The sequence below is a fragment of the Symbiopectobacterium purcellii genome (assembly GCF_052050035.1).
Lineage (GTDB): Bacteria > Pseudomonadota > Gammaproteobacteria > Enterobacterales > Enterobacteriaceae > Symbiopectobacterium > Symbiopectobacterium purcellii_A.
This window is the reverse complement of record NZ_CP189882.1, coordinates 1,341,676-1,363,927: the sequence shown is the minus strand read 5'-3', so window position 1 is coordinate 1,363,927 and position 22,252 is coordinate 1,341,676. Positions and strand designations below refer to the sequence as shown.

The window sequence follows — 22,252 nt, the reverse complement described above, 5'->3', positions numbered from 1 at the left end:
ATTTGGCTAGATACGACAAAATACAGAGGAATCGTAATGCCCCATACGCAACTCGAGCAACGTATTGAAATGCTTGAAAGCAAGCTGGCTTTTCAGGAGCTCACCATTGATGAGTTGAACCAAACGGTCGTCCAGCATGAATTGGAAATGGCGAAAATTCGTGAGCACCTGCGCCTGTTAGCCGAAAAATTGAAAGCAACATCCCCTTCTCTTCTCGCCTCACAGTCCGAAGAGACACCACCGCCACACTATTAGCCGATAACGCTGGCGCATCCGTACCGCCACGGATGCGCCAGATCACATTTATCACATCATTTCAGGCGTTCCGCACGGTTTTCCACCCGCCAGAATAACAAATAACCAATTGATTTTAATCATCTAAACTGACAATTCCTTACCGTAAGTCAAAACCCTGATAGCAAATCGCTCTTGACAGTCTCTTTAGAAAAACCAAAAACGAAAAGGTTCCCGAGAACGTTATTAATTATTCTTTCATTTTTCCGATGACACTAAAAAGAGAACATCATGACCAAAATTAATATCGATTTACGTGGCCTGAACCCTGCCCCCGTTACACCTTTCAACCGCGATGGTTCCGTTGATTACGCCGCGTGTAAAAAACTGGGTGCCTGGCTTGCCAGCATCGATGGCGTTAAAAGTCTGACCGTATTGGGCCACGCCGGTGAAGGCACCTTTATGTCTCAGAGCGAGCAGATGAAAGTGATTGAAGCGTTCGCGGAGTCCGTGAACGGTGCCATTCCAATCATCGCGGGTATTAGGCTCGAAGGCACCGAAGTGGCAGCCGAAGAAGCCAAGCGCGCCATCAGTGCGGGGGCCTCTGCGGGCCTGCTGTATCCTTCTCACGGCTGGCTGCGTTTTGGCTATCAGAAAGGGGCACCGCAGGATAAATACCGTCAGGTCTATAAACTATAGCCAACCGACTTAAAAATGATTACATCCTATGCCCTGATATGCGGCAAAGAAGCATAGCTGGCTGTTATCAAAATAATGTCGCTTGGCTATAGTTGCTGAATAGAGACTTGCATTTTTTGTCAGGCTATTGAGAATAAAAAGAGGTTTAACTTAGAGAATAAAGGTTTGAAATGATCAACAAAGAGCGGTTGTTACGAGATAATCGTTTATGTAAAGCAATCATTGGATTATTAGTCGAAGAATTGAAAAATTTAGCCGCTGAATTTTCAGCTTGTTATTTGATTTATCGGAAAAAGAATCGAAAAGATCACGAGCGGCAGATGGGTGCAGGGCAGAAAGGATTTATCCCAACCCCATTAGATAAACTGCTTTTTATTTTATTGTATTTAAAATGTTATCCGACCTATGATTTGCAAGGACTTCTTTTTGGTTTAGATAGAACACGGGTATGTCGCTGGGTAAAAATGGCTTTGTTGAATAATTTAACCGTTTGATTTACATCTTCTTTAGTTAGAATGCATTTACAGAGAATGTATTTTGTTAGAACGACAAATCAAATAGTTAGCACAATAAAAAGCATTCCGAGAGGAAAAATTAGTCGTTGAAATTTTATAATGCTTATATAAATCAGTATCTTAAATTATTCAACAAAGCCGGTAAAAATATTATTGCCGGTTTTAGAGATGACCTTGGGGCGAGAATGTGTTTTGCCCGCTCGTCAAATTCGCTCTGCTGAGGAATTTTTTCGCGCCTTTTCTGGAGTTAAAGACGTCTTTATTGATGGGACAGAGCGACCTGTCCAAAAGCCTAAGAATCTGCGTCGGCGAAAAAAAATGTATTCGGGAAAGAAAAGACAGACCACTCGAAAAGCGCTTATTATGACTGACGAAACAAGGCAAATTGGATTTATCCCCATGAGCAAAAATGGGCGCCGTCACGATAAACGCTTACTCGATAAAGTCGATATAATTCGCCATATTCCTCCTGAGGTAACCATCTGGGCAGATACCGGTTTTCAAGGTATAGAGAAACAGCATCCTAATACACAAATCCCAAAAAAAGGAACTCGAAAAAGACCTTTATCGCCTGAACAAAAACAAGAAAATAAAATAATCTCGGGCATCCGTATTACAGTTGAACACGCCATCGCGGGTATCAAGCGCCTCGGTTGCATGACCCAAATTTTACGGAATCGTAGACCCTTTATTGATGATATAGCCAAGCGACATTATTTTGATAACAGCCAGCTATGCTTCTTTGCCGCATATCAGGGCATAGGATGTAATCATTTTTAAGTCGGTTGGCTATACCTTCTTACTCCTTAGCGCCGGTCTTTGGAATTTCCATCTCAGAACAGCGTAAAATTTACTTCAATCACCGAAACACCCTTATTTCACTATTAAGCAACACGCTTTATGAAGAAAGTGGCCTGCCGCTGATCCTGTTCCAGTATCCGGATGCCACCAAGTGCACCTATAACCTGGAAACATTGCTGGAAATTTCGGCTCAACCCGGTGTGTTTGACATGAAGAACGGCGTGAGCAATATGCGTCGCTGGGACACAGAGATTCCGGTAATCCGTCGTGAACGCCCAGACCTGCAAATCCTGAGCTGCCATGACGAATATCTGCTCTCGACGGCTTTTGATGTAGACGGTTTCCTGGTGGGCTATGGCAACATTGCGCCGGAACTGCTGGTAGAGATGATCAAAGCCGGCAAGGCGAAGGATTACAAAAAAGCCCGTGAGATCCATGACCGCCTGTTGCCCGTGACCAAAAGCGTGTATCACCGTGGCTCGCACATGGAAGGAACGGTAGCGCTGAAGCATGCGCTGGTAGCGCGTGGCATTCTGGACCACGCGACAGTGCGTTCTCCGCTGCTGCCATTGGAACCCGGCGCAGAAGAGGAAATCAACGCCGCTATTCGCGCTGCTGAACTGTCATTCGTTGGCTAATACCACCACACCGACGCTGACATGACGGGTACGCCCGCCTTCATACCCTGAACGGCGGGCCTATTACCGATCTAAACGGCATCCAACTCCCCACGCTTGTTAGCGCAATCAAACGCAGATGTTGCGCATTATTGTATGCTTTTGCATAGTAATCCCTGATTATTCTGCCGTGGCGCAGATTTAAAATTCCGAGGTGTAGCCAAAGCCTGGGAACCATTACATAATAAATTCGTAAACGCCGCGCGGATGTTATTGGCAACACACTGTGCCTTTTTTTAAAAATAAAAATCAAGGGATTACATGGACCCTAATACCTTTCCGCCCAACGGCACAAGCCGTAAGTTGGGAAGCAAACCCGTCACCTTACAGGATGTCGCCACGGCAGCCGGGGTGAGCGTTTCCACCGTTTCCCGCGTTCTGGATGAACGTTTACCGCCGTCACGCAGCAAAGCGGCGGAACGTGTACGTCAGGTTGCACAAGAATTGGGTTACCGACGCGACATCATGGCCTCCAGCCTGCGTCGTGGCGGCACGCGCACCATCGGCGTACTGGTGCCGCGGCTGAGCGATATGGTGATGGCGCTGTTGTATGAGGCTATCTGCCGCGTAGCAGAACGCTACGGTTATTTCGCGATTGTTGCGACCTGTGGCGACGATCCGGTGCAAGAAAAACAGGCGGCAGCCTCCCTACTCGATCGACGCGTTGATGGACTGATTCTGGCCACCAGTCGACTGGATGACCATTTGCCGGCGGAACTGCGTCAGCAAAATGTTGCTCACGTTCTGGCGCTGCGTACCGACGGTGTCAGCCGCTCTGCCATTGGTGACGATGAACAGGGGGGCTATCTGGCAACCCGACATCTTATCGATCTCGGTCACCGCGATATCGGTATGGTCGCGGGATCCAGCTTTTCTTCCGGTGCGACCTATCGCCGGGAAGGATTCCATCGCGCAATGCGCGAGGCCGGACTCACGCCCAATCCCGCCTGGATTCGGGAATCCGGTTTCAACATTGAGTCAGGGGAAAGTGAAGGGATGGCGCTGCTGAGTGGAGCACGCAGGCCCACTGCCATTTTCGCCATCAACGACGATTTGGCCTTCGGCGTTATGGCAGCGGCCCATCGATTGGGACTGGCAATCGGCCAAGATTTATCACTGGTCGGCTATAACGATATTCCGCTGTCCGCCCGTTTGCCGGTTCCGCTCACGTCGGTGCATATTCCGTTCGACCACGTTGCCTCGATTGCTGTTGAATTGCTACTGGCGGGCACCGAACCCGTCGATACCATTCGGCGCGTGATGCCAAGCCTTATTCCACGCAGTTCCAGCGCACCGCTCAGGTAATCACTGATGCATTAGCGGGCCAACGCAGCCCGCTAATGCACGCGCTTCAGGTGAGTTACACCCACTCGCCTTGCGTTACCTGAACGGGCAAAGCCGCAAAACGGGCTGGCCGCTGTGCGGTTTCTGGCTCGCAAATATCGTTCCCGGGTAAACGGAATACGGCAATCAACGCGGCAAGCCGTGCGACCTGTGCTTCCAATGCTAAAGCCGCTGAGGTGGAATCACTGACCATCGTTGCATTTTCCTGAATGGTACGATCCATGTCCGTCACGGCATCACCAATTTGCGCAATACCGCGACTCTGCTCGTCTGACGCCACCGAAATATCGTTCATGATGCGATCGACAGCGCCAATTGACGTCACAATGTCATGCATGGCACTACCCGCTTTTTCTACCAACACAGAACCTTCATCCACTCGGGTCACTGACTCTGCAATCAAGGCTTCAATCTCTCTGGCCGCTTGTGAACTGCGCTGCGCCAGATTACGCACTTCACTGGCGACCACGGCAAAACCACGCCCCTGTTCTCCGGCCCGTGCCGCTTCCACCGCCGCATTTAGCGCCAATATGTTGGTTTGAAAAGCAATGCTATTGATAACCGACGTGATATCCGCGATTTTCCGCGAGCTACCGGTAATATCAGACATCGTTGTTACTACCTGCTTAATGATCTCACCACCGCGGTTGGCGTTGCCCGATGCCTGACGCGCCAGTTGTCCAGCGTGCCGCGCGTTATGCGCATTGTTGGTCACCGTCGCGGTCAACTCTTCCATACTGGCAGCGGTTTCCACCATTGCGGCTGCTTGTTGATCGGTACGTGAGAACAAATGACGGTTACCGTCGGCAATGGCAGAAGAGGCCGTCGCCACCTGATGCGCACTGTCTCGAATGTCCACCATCAACCCACACAGCTTTTGCGTCATCTCCATCATGGCATGCGTCAGCATCCCCAGTTCGTCACGACGAACCTGGCCTACCACCACAGAGAGATCGCCTTGTGCAATGCGCTGCGCCAGTTCTAGGCTGTGTCCCTTAATTGCTTGAGCTATAGTATCCATCTGTTTCTAAGACACTTTGGATTATGGCTCGCTACGATCTTTCTGATGAAGCATGGGCAATCATTGAGCCCTTGTTACCAACCGTTTTGACATCTCCGCAGGCAGGCCGGCCATGGGCAGAACATCGCAAAATCGTCAACGGCATGTTCTGGATACTGTGTTCAGGTGCCCCATGGCGTGATTTACCTGAACGTTACGGCCTATGGAAAACCGTTTATAACCGTTTCAATAGATGGTCAAAGTCTGGAGTTATTAACATTATTTTTAATAGGTTACTTTCATTTCTTGATGCTCATGGACTTGTTGACTGGTCAGCCATTGCGCTGGATGGCAGCAATATCCGTGCGCTCAAATGTGCGGCTGGCGCTCAAAAAAACATCCCGATATTACCAACGATAACAGCCTGGGTCGCCCACGAGGTGGTTATGGCACCAAAATCCACATGGCGACTGACGGAAGCGGCATCCCGCTAAATATCGTACTGAGTGCTGGGCAGGCTCACGAAAGCCTGTTCGCGTTACGACTCCTGGACGGCATTGGCGTGCAACGGCAGAACGGTAGCATGAAGCGTCGTGGTCATGCGGTACTGGCTGACAAAGCCTACTCTGGCAATGCACTCCGTAATAAGTTGAAAAGAAAAGGGATAAAAACGGTTACTCCCCGAAAATCAAATGAAAAACTGGCTTCAGATGAGAGTGTAAAAAGATCTGTGTAAATGGCATTTTGAGGAAAACCTTCAGAGGACAAAAAATGCCTATCAGCAACGAACTTATTGACCAACTGCTTCAGGATTGCCACTCCCCTCAGGAGCTTCTGGGTGAATCAGGCCTACTCAAGCAGCTGACTAAAAGACTGGCGGAACGGGTTCTTCAAGCTGAGATGGAGATACACCTTGGGTATGCTAAACATGACCCGGCTGGTAATAATTCAGGCAACTCCCGCAATGGCAAGACATCCAAGAGCGTACGTAGCCAAAATGGGGCGCTCGAGCTCGATATTCCGCGCGACCGCAACAGTACCTTCGAGCCGACACTGATCGGTAAGCACGAAAAGCAGCTTAACGGCTTCGATGACCGCATTATTTCTCTCTATTCCAGAGGGCTATCAACCCGTGATATTCAGGCTCACTTTAAAGAAGTCTACGGGGTCGATGTTTCCGCTGGCTTCATTTCTCAAGTGACCAATGCCGTGATGGATGACGTTAAGCGCTGGCAGCAACGGCCGCTGGATGCGTTTTATCCCATTGTTTACCTTGACTGTATTGTGGTCAAAAGCCAGGACGGCGGAGCCGTGACCAACAAGTCTGTTTACTTGGCTCTAGGCATCAACGGCCAGGGCGAAAAAGAGCTGCTGGGGCTATGGATAGCCAAAACCGAGGGGGCCAAGTTCTGGTTATCTGTAATGACAGAACTGAAAAATCGTGGGCTACAGGACATCTTTATCGCCTGCTGCGATGGCCTGAAGGGCTTTCCTGATGCCATTGAAGCTGTTTACCCGCATACGCGGGTACAGCTCTGCATCGTGCATCAGGTGCGGAACTCGCTGCGCTACGTCGGCTGGAAAGAGCGTAAAGCCGTTGCTGCTGACCTCCGCACTATCTATAGTTCCGCAACGCTAGAGGGCGCTGAAGAGGCCCTGGATGCCTTCGCGGCCAAATGGGATGAACAGTTCCCGACGATCAGCCCATCGTGGAGAAATAATTGGGAACGTCTCATCGTCATTTTTGATTTTCCGCCGGAGATCCGCAAGGTTATCTACACCACCAACGCGATAGAGTCGTTAAATGATTCATTGCGCAAGATAACGAAAACGCGACGAATATTTCCAAGGCTTTGTTGAATAATTTAACATGCTGATTTACATAATTATTATAACACTTCAACAACTAAGTTTTCCAGCCGTAATGCTTTTTATTGTGCTAACTACTTGATTTGTCGTTCTAACAAAATACAGTCTCTGTACATGCATTCTACCTAAAGAAGATGTAAATCAAACGGTTAAATTATTCAACAAAGCCTATTTCCAACGGATGACTCGGTGCTAAAATTATTCTATCTAGCCTTGCATAATATCTCGGCTAAATGGACCCTACCAATCAGAGACTGGAAACCGGCTATGAGCCAATTCATGTTGATGTATGGAGATCGGATTTCCGGTTAAGCGATGGAGCCATTTACACGAAATTCTTTACAGACTCGACAGCGATGATTTCGTGGCTATGCGTGACTTTCACCGCCTTTTCTAACATTAGCGCCACTGAACAATACTTCTCCGCCGACAGCGATATTGCCCGTTCAACCACCTTATCCGTCAGCCCTACGCCCGTTACGACAAAATGCAGGTTGATATGGGTAAACAGACGCGGCGCTTCTTCACGACGCGTAGAGGATAATTTGACTTCACACCCGGTAATTGTATTGCGGCCCTTTTGCAAAATGGACACCACATCAATGGCGCTACAGCCACCTGCCGCCATTAACACCATCTCCATCGGACTGGGCGCTTTATCGCCAGCATTGCCATCCATCAAGATCTGATGCCCGGATGACGACTCACCGAGAAAGGTCAGATCTTCGACCCACTTTACGCGCGCTTGCATCCACAACTCCTCAAATTTATTTGAAAATTACTCACTGTTATATATAAAAACCGCCGATAACTAGAGATTAATCATGCTGAAGCGAGACAACACAAGACAGGCTCGTCAAGATGTGTTACAAACGGGAATAGAATTCGTTCCTTAAGTTTTATGCTGACGGTCAGAACGGGTCGTGACGTGGCCATACAGAGGCCAGTATATTACCTGACGTCAGTCCGCCAACACGGAATTTTTACTACTAGCACGTTAATACGCCGTACAGGGAACTCTGAACCCTGTAATTTGCGCAGTGAATTACAACAGAGGATAACAGCGAATGGTTCTCGGCAAACCGCAGACAGACCCGACTCTTGAATGGTTCCTTTCTCATTGTCATATTCACAAGTATCCATCGAAGAGCACGCTAATTCACCAAGGTGAAAAGGCAGAAACGCTTTACTACATCGTGAAAGGCTCAGTAGCTGTGCTGATCAAGGATGAAGAAGGCAAGGAAATGATCCTCTCCTACCTCAACCAGGGGGATTTTATTGGAGAACTGGGCCTGTTCGAAGAGGGCCAGGAACGCAGCGCATGGGTAAGGGCAAAAACTGCCTGTGAAGTCGCTGAAATCTCCTACAAAAAATTCCGTCAACTGATCCAGGTCAACCCGGATATTCTGATGCGTCTTTCCTCACAGATGGCGCGTCGCCTCCAGGTGACTTCCCAGAAAGTGGGCAATCTGGCCTTCCTGGATGTCACCGGCCGCATTGCACAGACGTTGTTGAACCTGGCGAAGCAACCCGATGCCATGACGCACCCGGATGGGATGCAAATCAAGATCACGCGTCAGGAAATTGGTCAGATTGTTGGCTGTTCCCGCGAAACGGTAGGCCGTATTCTGAAAATGCTGGAAGATCAGAACCTGATCTCGGCACACGGCAAAACTATCGTGGTATACGGCACACGCTGATACCCTCAGCGCCGTTGAGACAAAAGCACGTTGTGCACTGCGCAGCGTGCTTTTGATAAGTCTAGGCTGTGTCCCTTAATTGCTTGAGCTATAGTATCCATCTGTTTCTAAGACACTTTGGATTATGGCTCGCTACGATCTTTCTGATGAAGCATGGGCAATCATTGAGCCCTTGTTACCAACCGTTTTGACATCTCCGCAGGCAGGCCGGCCATGGGCAGAACATCGCAAAATCGTCAACGGCATGTTCTGGATACTGTGTTCAGGTGCCCCATGGCGTGATTTACCTGAACGTTACGGCCCATGGAAAACCGCTTATAACCGTTTCAATAGATGGTCAAAGTCTGGAATTATTAACATTATTTTTAATAGGTTACTTTCATTTCTTGATGCTCATGGACTTGTTGACTGGTCAGCCACTGCGCTGGATGGCAGCAATATCCGTGCGCTCAAATGTGCGGCTGGCGCTCAAAAAAACATCCCGATATTGGCTTTGTTGAATAATTTAACCGTTTGATTTACATCTTCTTTAGTTAGAATGCATTTACAGAGAATGTATTTTGTTAGAACGACAAATCAAATAGTTAGCACAATAAAAAGCATTCCGAGAGGAAAAATTAGTCGTTGAAATTTTATAATGCTTATATAAATCAGTATCTTAAGTTATTCAACAAAGCCCCCGATATTACCAACGATAACAGCCTGGGTCGCTCACGAGGTGGTTATGGCACCAAAATCCACATGGCGACTGACGGAAGCGGCATCCCGCTAAATATCGTACTGAGTGCTGGGCAGGCTCACGAAAGCCTGTTCGCGTTACGACTCCTGGACGGCATTGGCGTGCAACGGCAGAACGGTAGCATGAAGCGTCGTGGTCATGCGGTACTGGCTGACAAAGCCTACTCTGGCAATGCACTCCGTAACGAGTTGAAAAGAAAAGGGATAAGAGCGGTTATTCCCCGAAAATCAAATGAAAAACTGGCTTCAGATGGACGCTCACAACTTTATCGTGATGCTTATCGCCGTCGCAACGTTGTAGAAAGATGTTTTGGCCGTTTAAAGGAATATAGACGGATTGCCACACGTTATGAAAAAACGGCAAGAAACTATCTAGCAATGGTGAAACTGGGCTGCATCCGCTTGTTTTACGCCCGGTTACGTAATTAAGGTACACAGCCTAGGCTACTCCGCTTTCACCACCGCTTCGACCGCCCGCGCGAACCGCGCCATGCCCTGATCGATATCTTCCAGATCAATCACCAGCGACGGCACAAAACGCACCACGTTAGGCCCGGCGACCAGCACCATCACGCCTTGCTCTGCGGCTGCGGCAAGGAACTTACCCGCCTGACCGTGCCATTTCGGCTTCAGTTCGGCGCCCATCAGCAGGCCCATACCGCGAATCTGTTCAAAAATACCGTGCTCTTCATTAATCGCCTGAAGAATCGAGACGAAACGCTCGTGGCGTGCTTGTACACCGGAAAGCACCTGTGGGGTATTGATGGTGTCCAATGCAGCTTCAGCCACCGCACAAGCCAGCGGGTTACCGCCGTAGGTAGTACCGTGTACGCCGACGGTCATTACAGAGGCGACGTCTTCAGTGGTCAGCATGGCGCTGATGGGGAAACCGCCGCCCAACGCTTTCGCCGTGGTGAGAATATCCGGCGTCACGCCATAGTGCATGTAGGTAAACAGCTTGCCGGAACGCCCCATGCCGCTTTGCACTTCATCAAACACCAGCAGCGCGTGATGCTGATCGCACAGTTCACGCACGCCTTTGAGGAATTCCGGCGTGGCCGGTGTAATGCCACCTTCCCCCTGAATCGGCTCCAGCACCACGGCACAGGTGTGGTCATCCATCACCGCTTTTACTGCGGCCAGATCGTTGAACGGCACGTGCACGATATCGGCCGGTTTTGGTCCGAAGCCATCCGCGTATTTCGCCTGGCCACCGACCGACACAGTGAACAAGGTGCGACCGTGAAACGCATTGTAGAACGCAATGATTTTGGTTTTATACGGGCTGTGGCGCTTAATCGCATAGTGACGAGCTAGTTTGAAAGCCGCTTCGTTGGCTTCCGCTCCAGAGTTAACAAAGAACACGCGCTCGGCAAAGGTGGCGTCGATCAATTTGCTGGCCAGACGCAGCGCGGGCTCATTGGTGAAGATATTGCTGGTGTGCCACAGAGTTTCGCCCTGCTGCTTTAACGCCGCCACCAGAGCCGGGTGGCAGTGGCCTAATGCCGTTACCGCAATCCCACCAGCAAAGTCGATATACTCGCGCGCTTGCTGATCCCATACGCGACTCCCCTTGCCTTTAACAGGCACAAATTGCGCCGGTGCGTATACGGGTAGAATCACCTTGTCATGCGTCGCACGGGTTACCGCCTTTGAATCTGTTGTCATTTGCTTCCGTCCATATCGCTTGAAGGTGAAAATATAATCATAAAATATGCATAAAAAATCAATACGCAAGGTTATAAAATAGCGCGTTATGACAGTCCGTTTTATCGCAACCGGTGCTGATAACCTCAGGTATTAAGGAAATTCTGCAACAATTGATGCCCTTGCTCACTCAGAATACTCTCCGGGTGAAACTGCACCCCTTCTAACGGCAAGATACGGTGGCGTATTCCCATGATTTCATCACGCTCGCCGTCACGCTCCGTCCAGGCCGTAACATCAAAATCAGCGGGCAAAGAGGTGGGGTCGATCACCAGAGAGTGGTAGCGCGTCACCGTCAAAGGCAGCGCCAGCCCGCTAAAAACGCCGCTCCCGGTGTGCTGGATCACGGAGGTTTTGCCGTGCATCACCTGACGTGCCCGCACTACGCGCGCACCAAATGCCTGCCCCATCGCCTGATGGCCGAGACACACGCCCAGAATGGGCAGTTTGCCTGCAAAATGGCGAATCGCCGCCAGAGAAATACCCGCGTCATCCGGTGTACAAGGACCGGGGGAGATCACCAGATGTGTAGGAGCCAGCGTTTCAATGTCCGCCAGCGTCAGGGTGTCGTTGCGTTTCACCAACACTGCGGCGCCCAGTTCACAAAAGTACTGGTAGAGGTTGTAGGTGAAGGAGTCGTAGTTGTCGATGAGTAGTAGCATGGGGCAAGTTTACGCGAAAAAGAGATGCTGTAGGCTACTGTGCTTGTAGGTGATTAGGCAATGAATAACTTTTTATTATTATTTTTCAATATATTATGCAATTAACAAAAAACCGGACACCTCAGTGCCCGGTTTGCAAGTGTGGTGTGAAATACGATGATCTAAACCATCGGCCTGACATAAACCCAAAGGGTAAAGGCAACTCCTGGTGCCCAGCCGCTATTGGATGTATGCGCGCTCCGGCAGCGATAACCCCCCCCTTGTGCGAAACATAAACGTCCACAGGATAAAACACGTTATTCGGAGACCACGGCGCCGGATTTTCCGTCTCGCCACCACCACCAATGAAGTTAACGTCGAAGGCGGAGTAAGAACCTATCCCAAAAGGAATTGTCAGTTAATAAGTAATGGCAATTTCTGAGGGAAGTATGGCAAGCAATAAGTGGCAGATCAGCGATGAACTCTGGGGGAAAATGGTTCCGTTGCTCCCGGAGCACAAAACCCACCATCCGCTGGGTACGCATCGCAGGCGGGTTGATAATCGTGCCGCAATGAACGCCATTCTCTTTGTGCTCAGAACGGGTTGCCAGTGGAATGCCCTGAATGCCACCGGGATATGCTCGTCAAGCTCCGCTCACCGCCGCTTCCAGGAGTGGCGGGATGCAGGAGTTTTTGAACGGTTCTGGCAGAACGGGTTGCTGGCCTGCGAGCAGCTGGATGCTATCGACTGGTCATGGCTGTCGATGGATGGTTGTATGACGAAGTCACCGCTGGCAGGCTCAAAAAAACAGGACGGAATCCCACAGACCGGGGGAAACAGGGTGTAAAGCGTAGCCTGATGACCGATGCGAACGGGCTTCCCCTCTCTCTGGTTGTCTCAGGGGCAAATACCCACGACATAAAGCTGGTTGCTGATACTCTCGACGCCCTTCAGACGGGCAGACGCGGCAGAAAGCTCCGCCTCTGTCTGGACAAAGGCTATGAAGCCGGATGGCTGGAGGCCTGTCTGAAAAGTCGTCGTTACGAACCTCATATCCAGTCAAGGAAAGAGGAGTCGGAAGCCATCAAAAACACGGATTTTAAAGCTCACCGCTGGGTAGTGGAGAGAACGCACAGCTGGATGAATCGCTTTCGTCGGGTTCTGACTCGCTGGGAGAAGAAAGTCGAAAATTATGAGGCGATGCTGCATTTTACCTGCGGCATCATTGTCTGGAATAAAATCCTATTGGGATAGATTCTAAGTATCATAATAATTAGCCAAATAAATAATAATCAACCATAGCACCACATGACTACGATTCCATATAACTTACCGGAAACGCCCCATTCCCACTCGAAACGCAACAAAGTGACCCACTTGCCAGAGTCGGATAAAATCACCGTTCTGGCCATACTGGAGAGCCTGTTGCATGCAGGGAAAACCTCTGACTCAGAAAGAACGGTTCTACATCGAAAAGCGGCGTGGTGAAGGTGTCAACCAAGCTACCATCGCCAGAGAGCTTGCTCTGCCTCGCTCGACCATCAGCAGGGAACTCAGACGCAATATCGACCCTACTTTCAATGGTGTCTACTGCTGTAGAAGGGCGGACACTCTGGCCCGGGAACGCCGTCATAAGCCTCTGCCAAACAATGCTTTTTACCCGTTGGAGCCACACATTCAGAACTTCATCAGGCAGGCGCTTTCCACTCACTCTTCACCTGAAATCATCAGTGGCCGTTTGCACCTGGAATTCGGTATATCTGTCAGCAAGAATACGCTCTATCGCTATATCCTGCAGGAGAGACAGGCTGGCGGGGAGCTATATCAGCAACTTCCTCATCGGGGAAAACGTTACAGGTACAATGCCGAAAACCTCAAATCAGGCCCTATTCCCAACCGTGTTGGTATTGAGTATCGCCCAGCTCAAGCCGAGCTTAAACAGGAGCCTGGCCACTTCGAAATTGACACTATTTTTGGCAAAGACCAGAAGTCATTCTTGTTAACCATCGTAGATAAAGCATTGAAAACCGTCATCATTCGCAAACTGCCTAATAAGCGTGCGGAGACTGTGGTTGCTGCTTTCAGGGACATTGAAGCTAATACCTTTTGCAAGTTTAAGACCCTAACAGCTGATAACGGCCCTGAATTCGCTCTGCACGAGCAAATTACTCAAATCACAGGGGCGCAGGTCTACTTTGCCCATCCTTATCATTCCTGGGAGAGGGGCTTGAATGAGCACACCAACGGGCTGATACGACGTTTTTACCCAAAGGGAACAGACTTCAGTCAGGTCAGTCATCGTAAGATTGCCGAACTCGAACACATACTCAATACAAGGGGCAGAAAATCGCTGGGCTATCGTTCCCCCAATGAGGTATTTTTAACGCACTTACTGGTGTCATAAGCCTCTACCGTTTTGTTGCGTTTCGAGTGGGAATGGGGCAACCATCAAGGCCACACAATGTGGCCTTGAAAGCAATCCCAGAAATTCTCAACAACGTTTATGGCAGCACTTTAGCCGATTTAATCACGATCGGTTTGCTTGGCACATTCTGGTAAGGGCCAACGTTGCTGGTTTGCACTTGAGAGATTTTGTCTGCAACATCCATCCCTTTCACCACTTTACCAAACACCGCATAGCCAAAATCGCGCTGACCGTGATCGAGGAAAGCATTATCTGCAACATTAATAAAGAACTGACTGGTGGCACTGTCTTTTTCAGCGGTGCGCGCCATGGCGATAGTGCCACGCACGTTGCGCAAACCGTTGTCTGCTTCGTTCTTGATCGGTGGGTTAGTGGCTTTTTGCTTCATCTCATCCACAAAGCCGCCGCCCTGAACCATAAAACCAGGGATCACGCGGTGAAAGGTGGTGCCGTTGTAGAAGCCACTATTCACGTACTCAACGAAATTTTTCACTGACACCGGCGCTTTCTGGTTATCCAGCGCTAACTCGATGTTGCCTTCAGACGTGGTTAGCAAAACGCGCGTGGTGGTGGCAGGGGCAGCGATCGCCGATGACACCATGACCGAAGATGAAAACATTGTCAGTGAAACCAGGGCTGCCGCAGCAACCAGAGTACGTTTGAACATGAGAATTCCTTTTTGATCGGGGGCTACAAGAAAGCGTAACGATTGTAAATACCCGCACTCCTTAACGCGACCCTTTTACTTTTTTTTACTTAAGGGTATGCCACAACGTTACGGCCATTAGGTATAGCATACCAGCGCAGTATCGGCGACGATCGTAAAAAAAGACGGGTAAATAACCCGTCTTGTTAGCACATCATGCAGCTTTTACCCGAACTATTACCCCATTCGCTCCGAACGCACGGCCAAATCGCGGCTGTATTGTAGGCTGGCATCCACCAGCATGGTGGTATAGCTAAACGACTTAATTTTGATTACATTATTTAAATGAGCTATTCAATTGATTTTAGACGTAAAGTGATATCTACACGGAAAAACGAAGGGTTGAGTATCCGAGAAACAGCGAAGCAATTTCGGATTGGCCCTGCCTCTGTATCGCGTTGGATTAATCAAATAGAGTCAAAAGCATCGACCACGCGTCAGCGCAAGATCGATAAATCCGAGTTGATAAAAGATGTTGAACAATATCCAGATGCTTACCAAAAAGAACGTGCAGAGCGTTTTGGCGTTTGTCAGAAGGCCATTTGGCAAGCGCTTAAAAAGCTGGGATTGACCTATAAAAAAAACTCTACGTCATCCGAAAGCCGACGAAAACGCCCGGCAGGGATTTCAACAAAAAAAACAACAGTATGAAAAAGAAGGTAAACCTATTGTTTTTATTGATGAAAGTGGTTTTTCACACGATACCCCACGGACTCACGGCTATTCCCCAAAAGGTCAACGGTGTTTTGGCCTGAAGAACTGGGGAGCTAGGGGAAGAACAAATGTTATCGGCGCTTTATTAGGCACAACGCTGTTTGCTATCGGATTATTTGATATCAATATTAACAGCGATGTTTTCTATGCCTGGGTCACACAAGTCCTTATCCCAGTACTCCCTAAAAACAGTGTAATCATGATGGACAATGCCACTTTTCACAAAAAACATAATATTCAACAAGTCATCATCGATGCAGGGTATATGGTGGAGTATTTGCCTACATATTCGCCAGATCTTAACCCAATTGAGCATAAATGGGCACAAGCAAAAAGCAAAAAAAGAGAGATGGGTTGCGATACAGAGAGTTTGTTCTCAGTCCATATGGTGTAATCAAAATTAAGTCGCTTGGCTATATTGAGTATCGCCCAGCTCAAGCCGAGCTTAAACAGGAGCCTGGCCACTTCGAAATTGACACTATTTTTGGCAAAGACCAGAAGTCATTCTTGTTAACCATCGTAGATAACGCATTGAAAACCGTCATCATTCGCAAACTGCCTAATAAGCGTGCGGAGACTGTGGTTGCTGCTTTCAGGGACATTGAAGCTAATACCTTTTGCAAGTTTAAGACCCTAACAGCTGATAACGGCCCTGAATTCGCTCTGCACGAGCAAATTACTCAAATCACAGGGGCGCAGGTCTACTTTGCCCATCCTTATCATTCCTGGGAGAGGGGCTTGAATGAGCACACCAACGGGCTGATACGACGTTTTTACACAAAGGGAACAGACTTCAGTCAGGTCAGTCATCGTAAGATTGCCGAACTCGAACACATACTCAATACAAGGGGCAGAAAATCGCTGGGTTATCGTTCTCCAAATGAGGTATTTTTAACGCACTTACAGGCGGCATAATGCCCTACCGTTTTGTTGCGTTTCGACTGTGAATGGGGCGCTGATACTGCGGCTGATAAAGCATATACCGGGCTTTGTTGAATAATTTAAGATACTGATTTATATAAGCATTATAAAATTTCAACGACTAATTTTTCCTCTCGGAATGCTTTTTATTGTGCTAACTATTTGATTTGTCGTTCTAACAAAATACATTCTCTGTAAATGCATTCTAACTAAAGAAGATGTAAATCAAACGGTTAAATTATTCAACAAAGCCCATATACCGGAGAAGCATTTCCGGATGGTGCGTTACTTTGGTTTTCTGGCTAACCGCGTAGTGGGAAAACTGTTGCCTCTGGTGAGAAAAGCCCTGGGGCAGGATAATGTGAAAAAAGCAGCGCCAGTGACATACACAACGCTGAGTCAGGGATTACTGAATACAGACCCGTTTGCCTGCCTGCTGTGCGGGGCAAAAATGGCGTTCAGCCGGGCGCTGCCGGCAACGGCCATGGAGAAGCGAATCGCGAACGCCGGGGAGATAGCGCGAATGCGTTACGTTGGATAATGCGGGGAAACTCTGCCTGGAATTCGGCGATGTAATCAAAAAACGCGCAATGTGTTCAAAAATCACCCAAACACAGAGGCATTCACGATAAAAAAGCCGGTTTTCATCGTTGCCAGCCCCCGAAATCAGGGGCCCCAAAAAGTTTGAAATTCCTAGGCGTTCAATAAGTTCGTTGCTGATAGGCATTTTTTGTCCTCTGAAGGTTTTCCTCAAAATGCCATTTACACAGATCTTTTTACACTCTCAATTAAGGGACACAGCCTAGTGATCAGATCCGCCAGTCACCTAAAAGTTCGATTTATTCAGCAAAGCCTATATTCAGTTGATTACCGGATTGTCTGTTGATTCGTTACACCAATATACTCAACGTACTTCTGATATGCTCGGCAAGGCCACCAGACAGGCTTACTTCACCTGCCTTCTGCTGAATATGCAGATGCATCTTGAAGTACGTTGAGTATATAAGCCTCTGGTATAATCGAGGGATAAAATAAAAGGGATGCTTGCAATAGGCTATCAGTAAAAAATATCTCTGTGAGTAACGCGGTAATCCCTCGGTGAGTTTTTGGAGTTCGATAATTATGTCAGGAAGCGTCATGAAGATAAAATACTCTCTTGATATCTTTCTGTTGGTATTCCGCAGAGAGTCTGGTGTAATGATATTGCCGTTTGCTATTATGTTTCCAATGTTATTGATGTTTTTTTCTTTTGCACTTGATGGGGCGTATTTCCAGTCAACCCGTGCCCGATTGGCAGATGCGATGAATCAGGGGACATTAGCCATTGCGATAAACGATCGCTGCGATTACGTAGCGGATAAAGAATGTGCTGTTAAGCATAGAAATAAGGAAGCCAATAAAAAACTTCTGAGTCACTATTTGAATTATTATTTTCCCAACATAACTTTTACCGATAACGATCTGGACGTTATTGTCAATCTAAACCGTAACAATGCAAAAGAATTAACGTCAATTGATTATAATGGAACAGGGATTGCGAAATTACATCCTATCTTCAAAAAATATAACGGAGTTGGATTTAGCGATGATGTCATCGTTCGTGCAGACAGTTCCGCCGGTACGGTAAGAAAATTGGTGGAAAATCACAATATTCCTACGGATTTCGTTTTTATTGTAGACGTTTCTGAGTCAATGCGCGAGAAGATTAGTGGGTCTGATGATGATATTAAATACGATATTTTAAAAAAGGCGATAGTGGATATTTCCCAAGCTATTTTTAATAATAACAAGAAAAATACCATTGGCATTGTTCCTTTTAATGTTGGTGTTCCTGTTAAATTGAGTAAAACAAACCTTTTTGGTGGAAAAGAAACAGGCTGTTCTTTTGCCGGGAAGCTCAAAAAACAGTATACGGAGTTCAGAAGTAAAAGTGTTGATTTCAATTTTTGGTATAACAAATATTTAGATGATAAAGTAAATAACATCAAAAAACAGGATGAGCTAATCACCTCTTTTTATGAAAAAACCGTTGCAGTTGTTTTGCATCTTACCATGCCGCAAATGGTTGATAAAAAATGGTGCACTACATATTCGGAGAAAAATATTCCTTTTTACAGCTGTGATGCTGATTCTCGTGCTAATTTGCGGGCGCATACTGATGAATATAATCTTCATTATGATCATGTTAAAAAATTAAACAAAATAGCAGATGAATATTTGAGTATTGTAAATTCTGAAACTATTGATTTCAATGAAGCTTTGAAGGATAAAAATTTGTTTTCTGACAGTTCAGTCACTACTTATACCTACTTTCCTTATCGTCTTCATAATGAGTATCATCCCATGTTTCATCACATGTGTGAATATGTTAACTATTTTACCTTTTATCGACCAGGAAGAAATACTATTAATTCACATAAGCTGAATGATTTTGTTAAGGAAATGAAATATAGGCAGTCGCCGCCCTCTTATTTAATTGAATTAACCTCTAATCCTGAAGTTATCTCTCAATTTGAGAAAATGAGTGTTATGGGAGGATACACTGACACTATCAGTGGTTTGCTGCGATCGCTACCTGTGATTGCGAAGGGTCATAATGCTAAAAAGGTCATTATCATGGTTACTGATGGGGATGATACCTATAGGGGTCCGAAAAGTTTATCCAGCAAGCTCCATAAGGATTACAAAATTTGTAAAAGAATAAAAGAGGGTTTATTAACTTATAATAAAATCTATAAGACAAACGAGGTAGATATCTTTTACATTTCATTGAGCTCCACAAAAGGCGATGATAGACATATTAAGTTTTGGAGAGAGTTCTGTGTTGGAGACGATAATGCTTTTGTTGCGAATGATTATCTAAGCCTGGTGAATATACTAACAAAAGTATATAAAAAAGAGAGAATAAACTTTATCGATAAAAGTCGTTTTTAATCGATAGGCTTCGTCCGTATTTGGGAGGGATATGAGAACAATTGTTATTGCGGATATACTCTATTATCGTTATAAAAGGGCTGAGCGAACTTTTTTATAAAAAATTCGACGGCAATCCTGATGTGGATGTATTCGATCACTACAACGAGAAAAAGCTAAAGCGTAGAGGAGAATACCGTAATGCGCTGGTTATTGGTAATCAAACCTTTCATGAGATGGAGAGGAGCAATCGATTATTGCTCGCCAATAACAGCGATATTATTGTTTATTGTATCCCTGATTTTTCGGTGGGTTTAGTTTATCAGAGTTGGTAGGGCCTGCGCATCTGTCGTCCCGCTCAGCGATAAATCAGCACAGATAATTTCATGCGTTGCACTGTCTGCGGCTAGATGAAGCGCCCCATTCCCACTCGAAACGCAACAAAGTGACCCACTGGCCAGAGTCGGATAAAATCACCGTTCTGGCCCTACTGGAGATCCCGTTGCATGCAGGGAAAACATCTGACTCACAAAGAACGGTTCTACATCGAAAAGCGGCGTGGTGATGGGGTTAACCAGGCCACCATCGCCCGGGAACTGGAGCTTCCTCGTTCTACCATCAGCAGGGAACTCAGACGCAATACCGACGCCGCTTTCAACGGGGTCTATTCCTGCAGAAGGGCCGAAACGTTGGCCAGAGGGCGGCGGCAGAAAACACGGCCGGACAGCGTGATTAACCAGCTTGAACCGCACATTCAGGACTTTATCATAACGGCGCTGTCTACCCACACCTCACCTGAGGTCATCAGTGGGCGCCTGGTCCTGGAATTTGGCCTGTCCGTCAGCAAGAACTCGCTCTATCGCTATATCCAGCAGGAGCGCCGGGCCGGCGGTGAGCTGTATCAGCAGCTCCCTCATCGGGGTAAACGGTATAACTATCAGACCGATGAGAACAAACGCGGTCCTATTCCCAACCGTGTTGGCATTGAGCAGCGGCCGGCCGTTGCTGACCTCAAGCAGGAACCCGGGCATTTCGAGATTGACACCATCTTTGGCAAAGATCAGAAATCATTCCTGCTGACGGTGGTCGATAAAGCCGTCAAGCTGGTCATCATTCGCAAACTGCCCAACAAGCGAGCAGAGACAGTGGTAGCGGCCTTCAGGGACATCGTTGCCAATACCTTCTGCGAGTTTAAAACCCTGACTGCTGACAACGGTTCTGAATTTTCCCAGCACGGGGAAATTACAAAAGTCACGGGGGCACCGGTCTACTTTGCCCGGCCATATCATTCCTGGGAACGCGGGTTGAATGAGCATACCAACGGGCTGATACGGCGTTTTTACGCGAAGGGAACGGACTTCAATTATGTCACCCATCGCAAGGTTGCAGCACTCGAACACCTGCTCAATACGCGAGGCAGAAAATCGCTGGGTTATCGTTCTCCAAATGAGGTATTTTTAACGCACTTACAGGCGGCATAATGCCCTACCGTTTTGTTGCGTTTCGACTGGGAATGGGGCAGCGACTTAATTTTGATTACACCATATGGACTGAGAACAAACTCTCTGTATCGCAACCCATCTCTCTTTTTTTGCTTTTTGCTTGTGCCCATTTATGCTCAATTGGGTTAAGATCTGGCGAATATGTAGGCAAATACTCCACCATATACCCTGCATCGATGATGACTTGTTGAATATTATGTTTTTTGTGAAAAGTGGCATTGTCCATCATGATTACACTGTTTTTAGGGAGTACTGGGATAAGGACTTGTGTGACCCAGGCATAGAAAACATCGCTGTTAATATTGATATCAAATAATCCGATAGCAAACAGCGTTGTGCCTAATAAAGCGCCGATAACATTTGTTCTTCCCCTAGCTCCCCAGTTCTTCAGGCCAAAACACCGTTGACCTTTTGGGGAATAGCCGTGAGTCCGTGGGGTATCGTGTGAAAAACCACTTTCATCAATAAAAACAATAGGTTTACCTTCTTTTTCATACTGTTGTTTTTTTTGTTGAAATCCCTGCCGGGCGTTTTCGTCGGCTTTCGGATGACGTAGAGTTTTTTTTATAGGTCAATCCCAGCTTTTTAAGCGCTTGCCAAATGGCCTTCTGACAAACGCCAAAACGCTCTGCACGTTCTTTTTGGTAAGCATCTGGATATTGTTCAACATCTTTTATCAACTCGGAGGCTTTGTTGAATAATTTAACCGTTTGATTTACATCTTCTTTAGTTAGAATGCATTTACAGAGAATGTATTTTGTTAGAACGACAAATCAAATAGTTAGCACAATAAAAAGCATTCCGAGAGGAAAAATTAGTCGTTGAAATTTTATAATGCTTATATAAATCAGTATCTTAAATTATTCAACAAAGCCCAACTCGGATTTATCGATCTTTCGCTGACGCGTGGTCGATGCTTTTGACTCTATTTGATTAATCCAACGCGATACAGAGGCAGGGCCAATCCGAAATTGCTTCGCTGTTTCTCGGATACTCAACCCTTCGTTTTTCCGTGTAGATATCACTTTACGTCTAAAATCAATTGAATAGCTCATTTAAATAATGTAATCAAAATTAAGTCGTTTAGCTATACACAACGCTGAGTCAGGGATTACTGAATACAGACCCGTTTGCCTGCCTGCTGT

At 47.2% G+C, this 22,252-nt stretch carries 22 protein-coding genes and 8 pseudogenes; 20 read left to right on the top strand and 10 right to left on the bottom strand.

All coding sequences use genetic code 11. The annotated features are described in order from the left end of the window. The first annotated feature begins 36 nt into the window (after positions 1-36). The 6 genes and pseudogenes from ACQGXV_RS10275 (at position 37) to ACQGXV_RS10250 (ending at position 4,231) form a co-directional block, all read left to right on the top strand. Positions 37-255, top strand: a complete 219-nt coding sequence (locus ACQGXV_RS10275) for a protein SlyX (RefSeq protein ID WP_440866327.1) — start codon at positions 37-39, stop codon at positions 253-255. A gap of 270 nt (positions 256-525) precedes the next feature. After that, positions 526-927: pseudogene (locus ACQGXV_RS10270) on the top strand (dihydrodipicolinate synthase family protein); the annotation flags it as partial. 176 nt (positions 928-1,103) lie between these two features. Beyond that, positions 1,104-1,427, top strand: a complete 324-nt coding sequence (locus ACQGXV_RS10265) for a helix-turn-helix domain-containing protein (RefSeq protein ID WP_440866325.1) — start codon at positions 1,104-1,106, stop codon at positions 1,425-1,427. A gap of 174 nt (positions 1,428-1,601) precedes the next feature. Continuing rightward, the gene (locus ACQGXV_RS10260; protein ID WP_440866324.1) at positions 1,602-2,228 is read left to right on the top strand and encodes a transposase family protein; all 627 of its coding nucleotides are present in this window, start codon (positions 1,602-1,604) and stop codon (positions 2,226-2,228) included. A 116-nt stretch (positions 2,229-2,344) separates the two neighbouring features. Continuing rightward, a pseudogene (locus tag ACQGXV_RS10255) lies at positions 2,345-2,887 on the top strand (dihydrodipicolinate synthase family protein); the annotation flags it as partial. A gap of 300 nt (positions 2,888-3,187) precedes the next feature. Next, positions 3,188-4,231 carry a LacI family DNA-binding transcriptional regulator gene (locus ACQGXV_RS10250; protein ID WP_440866323.1) on the top strand — a complete coding sequence of 348 codons (1,044 nt, stop codon included), beginning with the start codon at positions 3,188-3,190 and terminating at the stop codon, positions 4,229-4,231. A gap of 55 nt (positions 4,232-4,286) precedes the next feature. Here the strand turns inward: ACQGXV_RS10250 and ACQGXV_RS10245 are convergent. Then, positions 4,287-5,258: pseudogene (locus ACQGXV_RS10245) on the bottom strand (methyl-accepting chemotaxis protein); the annotation flags it as partial. Positions 5,259-5,314: 56 nt separating this feature from the next. Here ACQGXV_RS10245 and ACQGXV_RS10240 point away from each other — a divergent pair. The 3 genes and pseudogenes from ACQGXV_RS10240 to ACQGXV_RS10230 all read left to right on the top strand — a co-directional run. Further along, positions 5,315-5,982, top strand: a pseudogene (locus tag ACQGXV_RS10240) (IS5 family transposase); the annotation flags it as partial. 59 nt (positions 5,983-6,041) lie between these two features. Continuing rightward, positions 6,042-7,118: pseudogene (locus tag ACQGXV_RS10235) on the top strand (IS256 family transposase); the annotation flags it as partial. A 210-nt stretch (positions 7,119-7,328) separates the two neighbouring features. Further along, positions 7,329-7,451: a hypothetical protein gene (locus tag ACQGXV_RS10230; RefSeq protein ID WP_440866321.1), complete on the top strand. Its 123-nt coding sequence runs from the start codon at positions 7,329-7,331 to the stop codon at positions 7,449-7,451. Positions 7,452-7,464: 13 nt separating this feature from the next. On the opposite strand, the gene ACQGXV_RS10225 is transcribed toward ACQGXV_RS10230, so the two are convergent. Beyond that, entirely contained in the window at positions 7,465-7,890 is a 426-nt protein-coding gene (locus tag ACQGXV_RS10225; protein WP_440866320.1) for an OsmC family protein, read from the bottom strand. Positions 7,891-8,206: 316 nt separating this feature from the next. Between ACQGXV_RS10225 and crp the strand changes: the two genes are divergently transcribed. The 3 genes and pseudogenes from crp to ACQGXV_RS10210 all read left to right on the top strand — a co-directional run. After that, positions 8,207-8,839 carry a cAMP-activated global transcriptional regulator CRP gene (crp, locus tag ACQGXV_RS10220; RefSeq protein WP_012764006.1) on the top strand — a complete coding sequence of 211 codons (633 nt, stop codon included), beginning with the start codon at positions 8,207-8,209 and terminating at the stop codon, positions 8,837-8,839. Between the two features lie 124 nt (positions 8,840-8,963). Continuing rightward, positions 8,964-9,314, top strand: a pseudogene (locus ACQGXV_RS10215) (IS5 family transposase); the annotation flags it as partial. Positions 9,315-9,517: 203 nt separating this feature from the next. Continuing rightward, a pseudogene (locus ACQGXV_RS10210) lies at positions 9,518-10,006 on the top strand (IS5 family transposase); the annotation flags it as partial. A 15-nt stretch (positions 10,007-10,021) separates the two neighbouring features. On the opposite strand, the gene argD reads toward ACQGXV_RS10210, so the two are convergent. Further along, positions 10,022-11,245, bottom strand: a complete 1,224-nt coding sequence (gene argD, locus ACQGXV_RS10205; protein ID WP_440866319.1) for a bifunctional acetylornithine/succinyldiaminopimelate transaminase — start codon at positions 11,243-11,245, stop codon at positions 10,022-10,024. 125 nt (positions 11,246-11,370) lie between these two features. After that, complete coding sequence (locus ACQGXV_RS10200; protein WP_440866318.1) at positions 11,371-11,946, bottom strand: aminodeoxychorismate synthase component II; 576 nt, start codon at positions 11,944-11,946, stop codon at positions 11,371-11,373. 428 nt (positions 11,947-12,374) lie between these two features. Here ACQGXV_RS10200 and ACQGXV_RS10195 point away from each other — a divergent pair. Together ACQGXV_RS10195 and ACQGXV_RS10190 are read left to right on the top strand one after the other, a co-directional pair. Further along, a protein-coding gene (locus tag ACQGXV_RS10195) for an IS5 family transposase (protein WP_440866317.1) occupies positions 12,375-13,180 on the top strand; the annotation gives its coding sequence in 2 pieces (ribosomal slippage) (positions 12,375-12,725 and positions 12,728-13,180; 804 coding nt in all). A 175-nt stretch (positions 13,181-13,355) separates the two neighbouring features. Beyond that, entirely contained in the window at positions 13,356-14,330 is a 975-nt protein-coding gene (locus ACQGXV_RS10190; protein ID WP_440866316.1) for an IS30 family transposase, read from the top strand. 97 nt (positions 14,331-14,427) lie between these two features. Here ACQGXV_RS10190 and ppiA read toward each other — a convergent pair whose 3' ends face one another. Beyond that, positions 14,428-15,018, bottom strand: coding sequence for a peptidylprolyl isomerase A (ppiA, locus tag ACQGXV_RS10185; protein WP_440866315.1), 591 nt, complete (start codon positions 15,016-15,018; stop codon positions 14,428-14,430). Between the two features lie 324 nt (positions 15,019-15,342). Between ppiA and ACQGXV_RS10180 the strand changes: the two genes are divergently transcribed. The 3 genes from ACQGXV_RS10180 to ACQGXV_RS10170 are packed head-to-tail and all read left to right on the top strand — an operon-like array spanning position 15,343 to position 16,686. Then, positions 15,343-15,708 carry an IS630 transposase-related protein gene (locus ACQGXV_RS10180; RefSeq protein WP_440862584.1) on the top strand — a complete coding sequence of 122 codons (366 nt, stop codon included), beginning with the start codon at positions 15,343-15,345 and terminating at the stop codon, positions 15,706-15,708. After that, positions 15,632-16,165, top strand: coding sequence for an IS630 family transposase (locus ACQGXV_RS10175; RefSeq protein WP_440867179.1), 534 nt, complete (start codon positions 15,632-15,634; stop codon positions 16,163-16,165). Before ACQGXV_RS10180 ends, ACQGXV_RS10175 begins: the two co-directional genes overlap by 77 nt. Continuing rightward, positions 16,126-16,686 (top strand): IS30 family transposase, encoded by a 561-nt coding sequence (locus tag ACQGXV_RS10170; protein ID WP_440866314.1) that lies wholly within the window; start codon positions 16,126-16,128, stop codon positions 16,684-16,686. Before ACQGXV_RS10175 ends, ACQGXV_RS10170 begins: the two co-directional genes overlap by 40 nt. Positions 16,687-17,098: 412 nt before the next feature. Here ACQGXV_RS10170 and ACQGXV_RS10165 read toward each other — a convergent pair whose 3' ends face one another. Further along, positions 17,099-17,419, bottom strand: a complete 321-nt coding sequence (locus ACQGXV_RS10165) for a hypothetical protein (RefSeq protein WP_440866313.1) — start codon at positions 17,417-17,419, stop codon at positions 17,099-17,101. Between the two features lie 410 nt (positions 17,420-17,829). On the opposite strand from ACQGXV_RS10165, the gene ACQGXV_RS10160 reads away from it, so the two are divergent. After that, on the top strand, positions 17,830-19,626 hold the full coding sequence (locus tag ACQGXV_RS10160) for a hypothetical protein (protein WP_440866312.1): 1,797 nt from the start codon (positions 17,830-17,832) through the stop codon (positions 19,624-19,626). A gap of 47 nt (positions 19,627-19,673) precedes the next feature. Next, entirely contained in the window at positions 19,674-19,940 is a 267-nt protein-coding gene (locus tag ACQGXV_RS10155; RefSeq protein WP_440866311.1) for a hypothetical protein, read from the top strand. On the opposite strand, the pseudogene ACQGXV_RS10150 reads toward ACQGXV_RS10155, so the two are convergent. Then, a pseudogene (locus ACQGXV_RS10150) lies at positions 19,923-20,021 on the bottom strand (IS5/IS1182 family transposase); the annotation flags it as partial. The gene ACQGXV_RS10155 and the pseudogene ACQGXV_RS10150 sit on opposite strands and share 18 nt — an antisense overlap. A gap of 90 nt (positions 20,022-20,111) precedes the next feature. On the opposite strand from ACQGXV_RS10150, the gene ACQGXV_RS10145 reads away from it, so the two are divergent. After that, positions 20,112-21,086 carry an IS30 family transposase gene (locus tag ACQGXV_RS10145; protein ID WP_440866310.1) on the top strand — a complete coding sequence of 325 codons (975 nt, stop codon included), beginning with the start codon at positions 20,112-20,114 and terminating at the stop codon, positions 21,084-21,086. Positions 21,087-21,141: 55 nt separating this feature from the next. On the opposite strand, the gene ACQGXV_RS10140 is transcribed toward ACQGXV_RS10145, so the two are convergent. From ACQGXV_RS10140 to ACQGXV_RS10130, 3 genes are all read right to left on the bottom strand, one after another. After that, entirely contained in the window at positions 21,142-21,675 is a 534-nt protein-coding gene (locus ACQGXV_RS10140; protein ID WP_440867179.1) for an IS630 family transposase, read from the bottom strand. Next, positions 21,599-21,787 (bottom strand): IS630 transposase-related protein, encoded by a 189-nt coding sequence (locus tag ACQGXV_RS10135; protein WP_440863229.1) that lies wholly within the window; start codon positions 21,785-21,787, stop codon positions 21,599-21,601. Before ACQGXV_RS10135 ends, ACQGXV_RS10140 begins: the two co-directional genes overlap by 77 nt. A 180-nt stretch (positions 21,788-21,967) precedes the next feature. Next, a complete protein-coding gene (locus ACQGXV_RS10130; protein WP_440863228.1) occupies positions 21,968-22,162 on the bottom strand; it encodes an IS630 transposase-related protein in 195 nt (64 codons plus the stop codon). Positions 22,163-22,252 lie beyond the last annotated feature (90 nt).

What these genes read in the sequence shown, in the direction of transcription:
- crp (WP_012764006.1), top strand. Translation starts at nt 8,207, where the DNA reads ATGGTTCTCGGCAAACCGCAGACAGACCCGACTCTTGAATGGTTCCTT.
- ACQGXV_RS10145 (WP_440866310.1), top strand. Translation starts at nt 20,112, where the DNA reads ATGCAGGGAAAACATCTGACTCACAAAGAACGGTTCTACATCGAAAAG.
- ACQGXV_RS10180 (WP_440862584.1), top strand. Translation starts at nt 15,343, where the DNA reads ATGAGCTATTCAATTGATTTTAGACGTAAAGTGATATCTACACGGAAA.
- ACQGXV_RS10275 (WP_440866327.1), top strand. Translation starts at nt 37, where the DNA reads ATGCCCCATACGCAACTCGAGCAACGTATTGAAATGCTTGAAAGCAAG.
- ACQGXV_RS10130 (WP_440863228.1), bottom strand. Translation starts at nt 22,162, where the DNA reads ATGAGCTATTCAATTGATTTTAGACGTAAAGTGATATCTACACGGAAA.
- ACQGXV_RS10160 (WP_440866312.1), top strand. Translation starts at nt 17,830, where the DNA reads ATGAAGATAAAATACTCTCTTGATATCTTTCTGTTGGTATTCCGCAGA.
- ppiA (WP_440866315.1), bottom strand. Translation starts at nt 15,018, where the DNA reads ATGTTCAAACGTACTCTGGTTGCTGCGGCAGCCCTGGTTTCACTGACA.
- ACQGXV_RS10225 (WP_440866320.1), bottom strand. Translation starts at nt 7,890, where the DNA reads ATGCAAGCGCGCGTAAAGTGGGTCGAAGATCTGACCTTTCTCGGTGAG.
- ACQGXV_RS10265 (WP_440866325.1), top strand. Translation starts at nt 1,104, where the DNA reads ATGATCAACAAAGAGCGGTTGTTACGAGATAATCGTTTATGTAAAGCA.
- ACQGXV_RS10190 (WP_440866316.1), top strand. Translation starts at nt 13,356, where the DNA reads ATGCAGGGAAAACCTCTGACTCAGAAAGAACGGTTCTACATCGAAAAG.
- ACQGXV_RS10250 (WP_440866323.1), top strand. Translation starts at nt 3,188, where the DNA reads ATGGACCCTAATACCTTTCCGCCCAACGGCACAAGCCGTAAGTTGGGA.
- ACQGXV_RS10200 (WP_440866318.1), bottom strand. Translation starts at nt 11,946, where the DNA reads ATGCTACTACTCATCGACAACTACGACTCCTTCACCTACAACCTCTAC.
- ACQGXV_RS10165 (WP_440866313.1), bottom strand. Translation starts at nt 17,419, where the DNA reads ATGCCTATCAGCAACGAACTTATTGAACGCCTAGGAATTTCAAACTTT.
- argD (WP_440866319.1), bottom strand. Translation starts at nt 11,245, where the DNA reads ATGACAACAGATTCAAAGGCGGTAACCCGTGCGACGCATGACAAGGTG.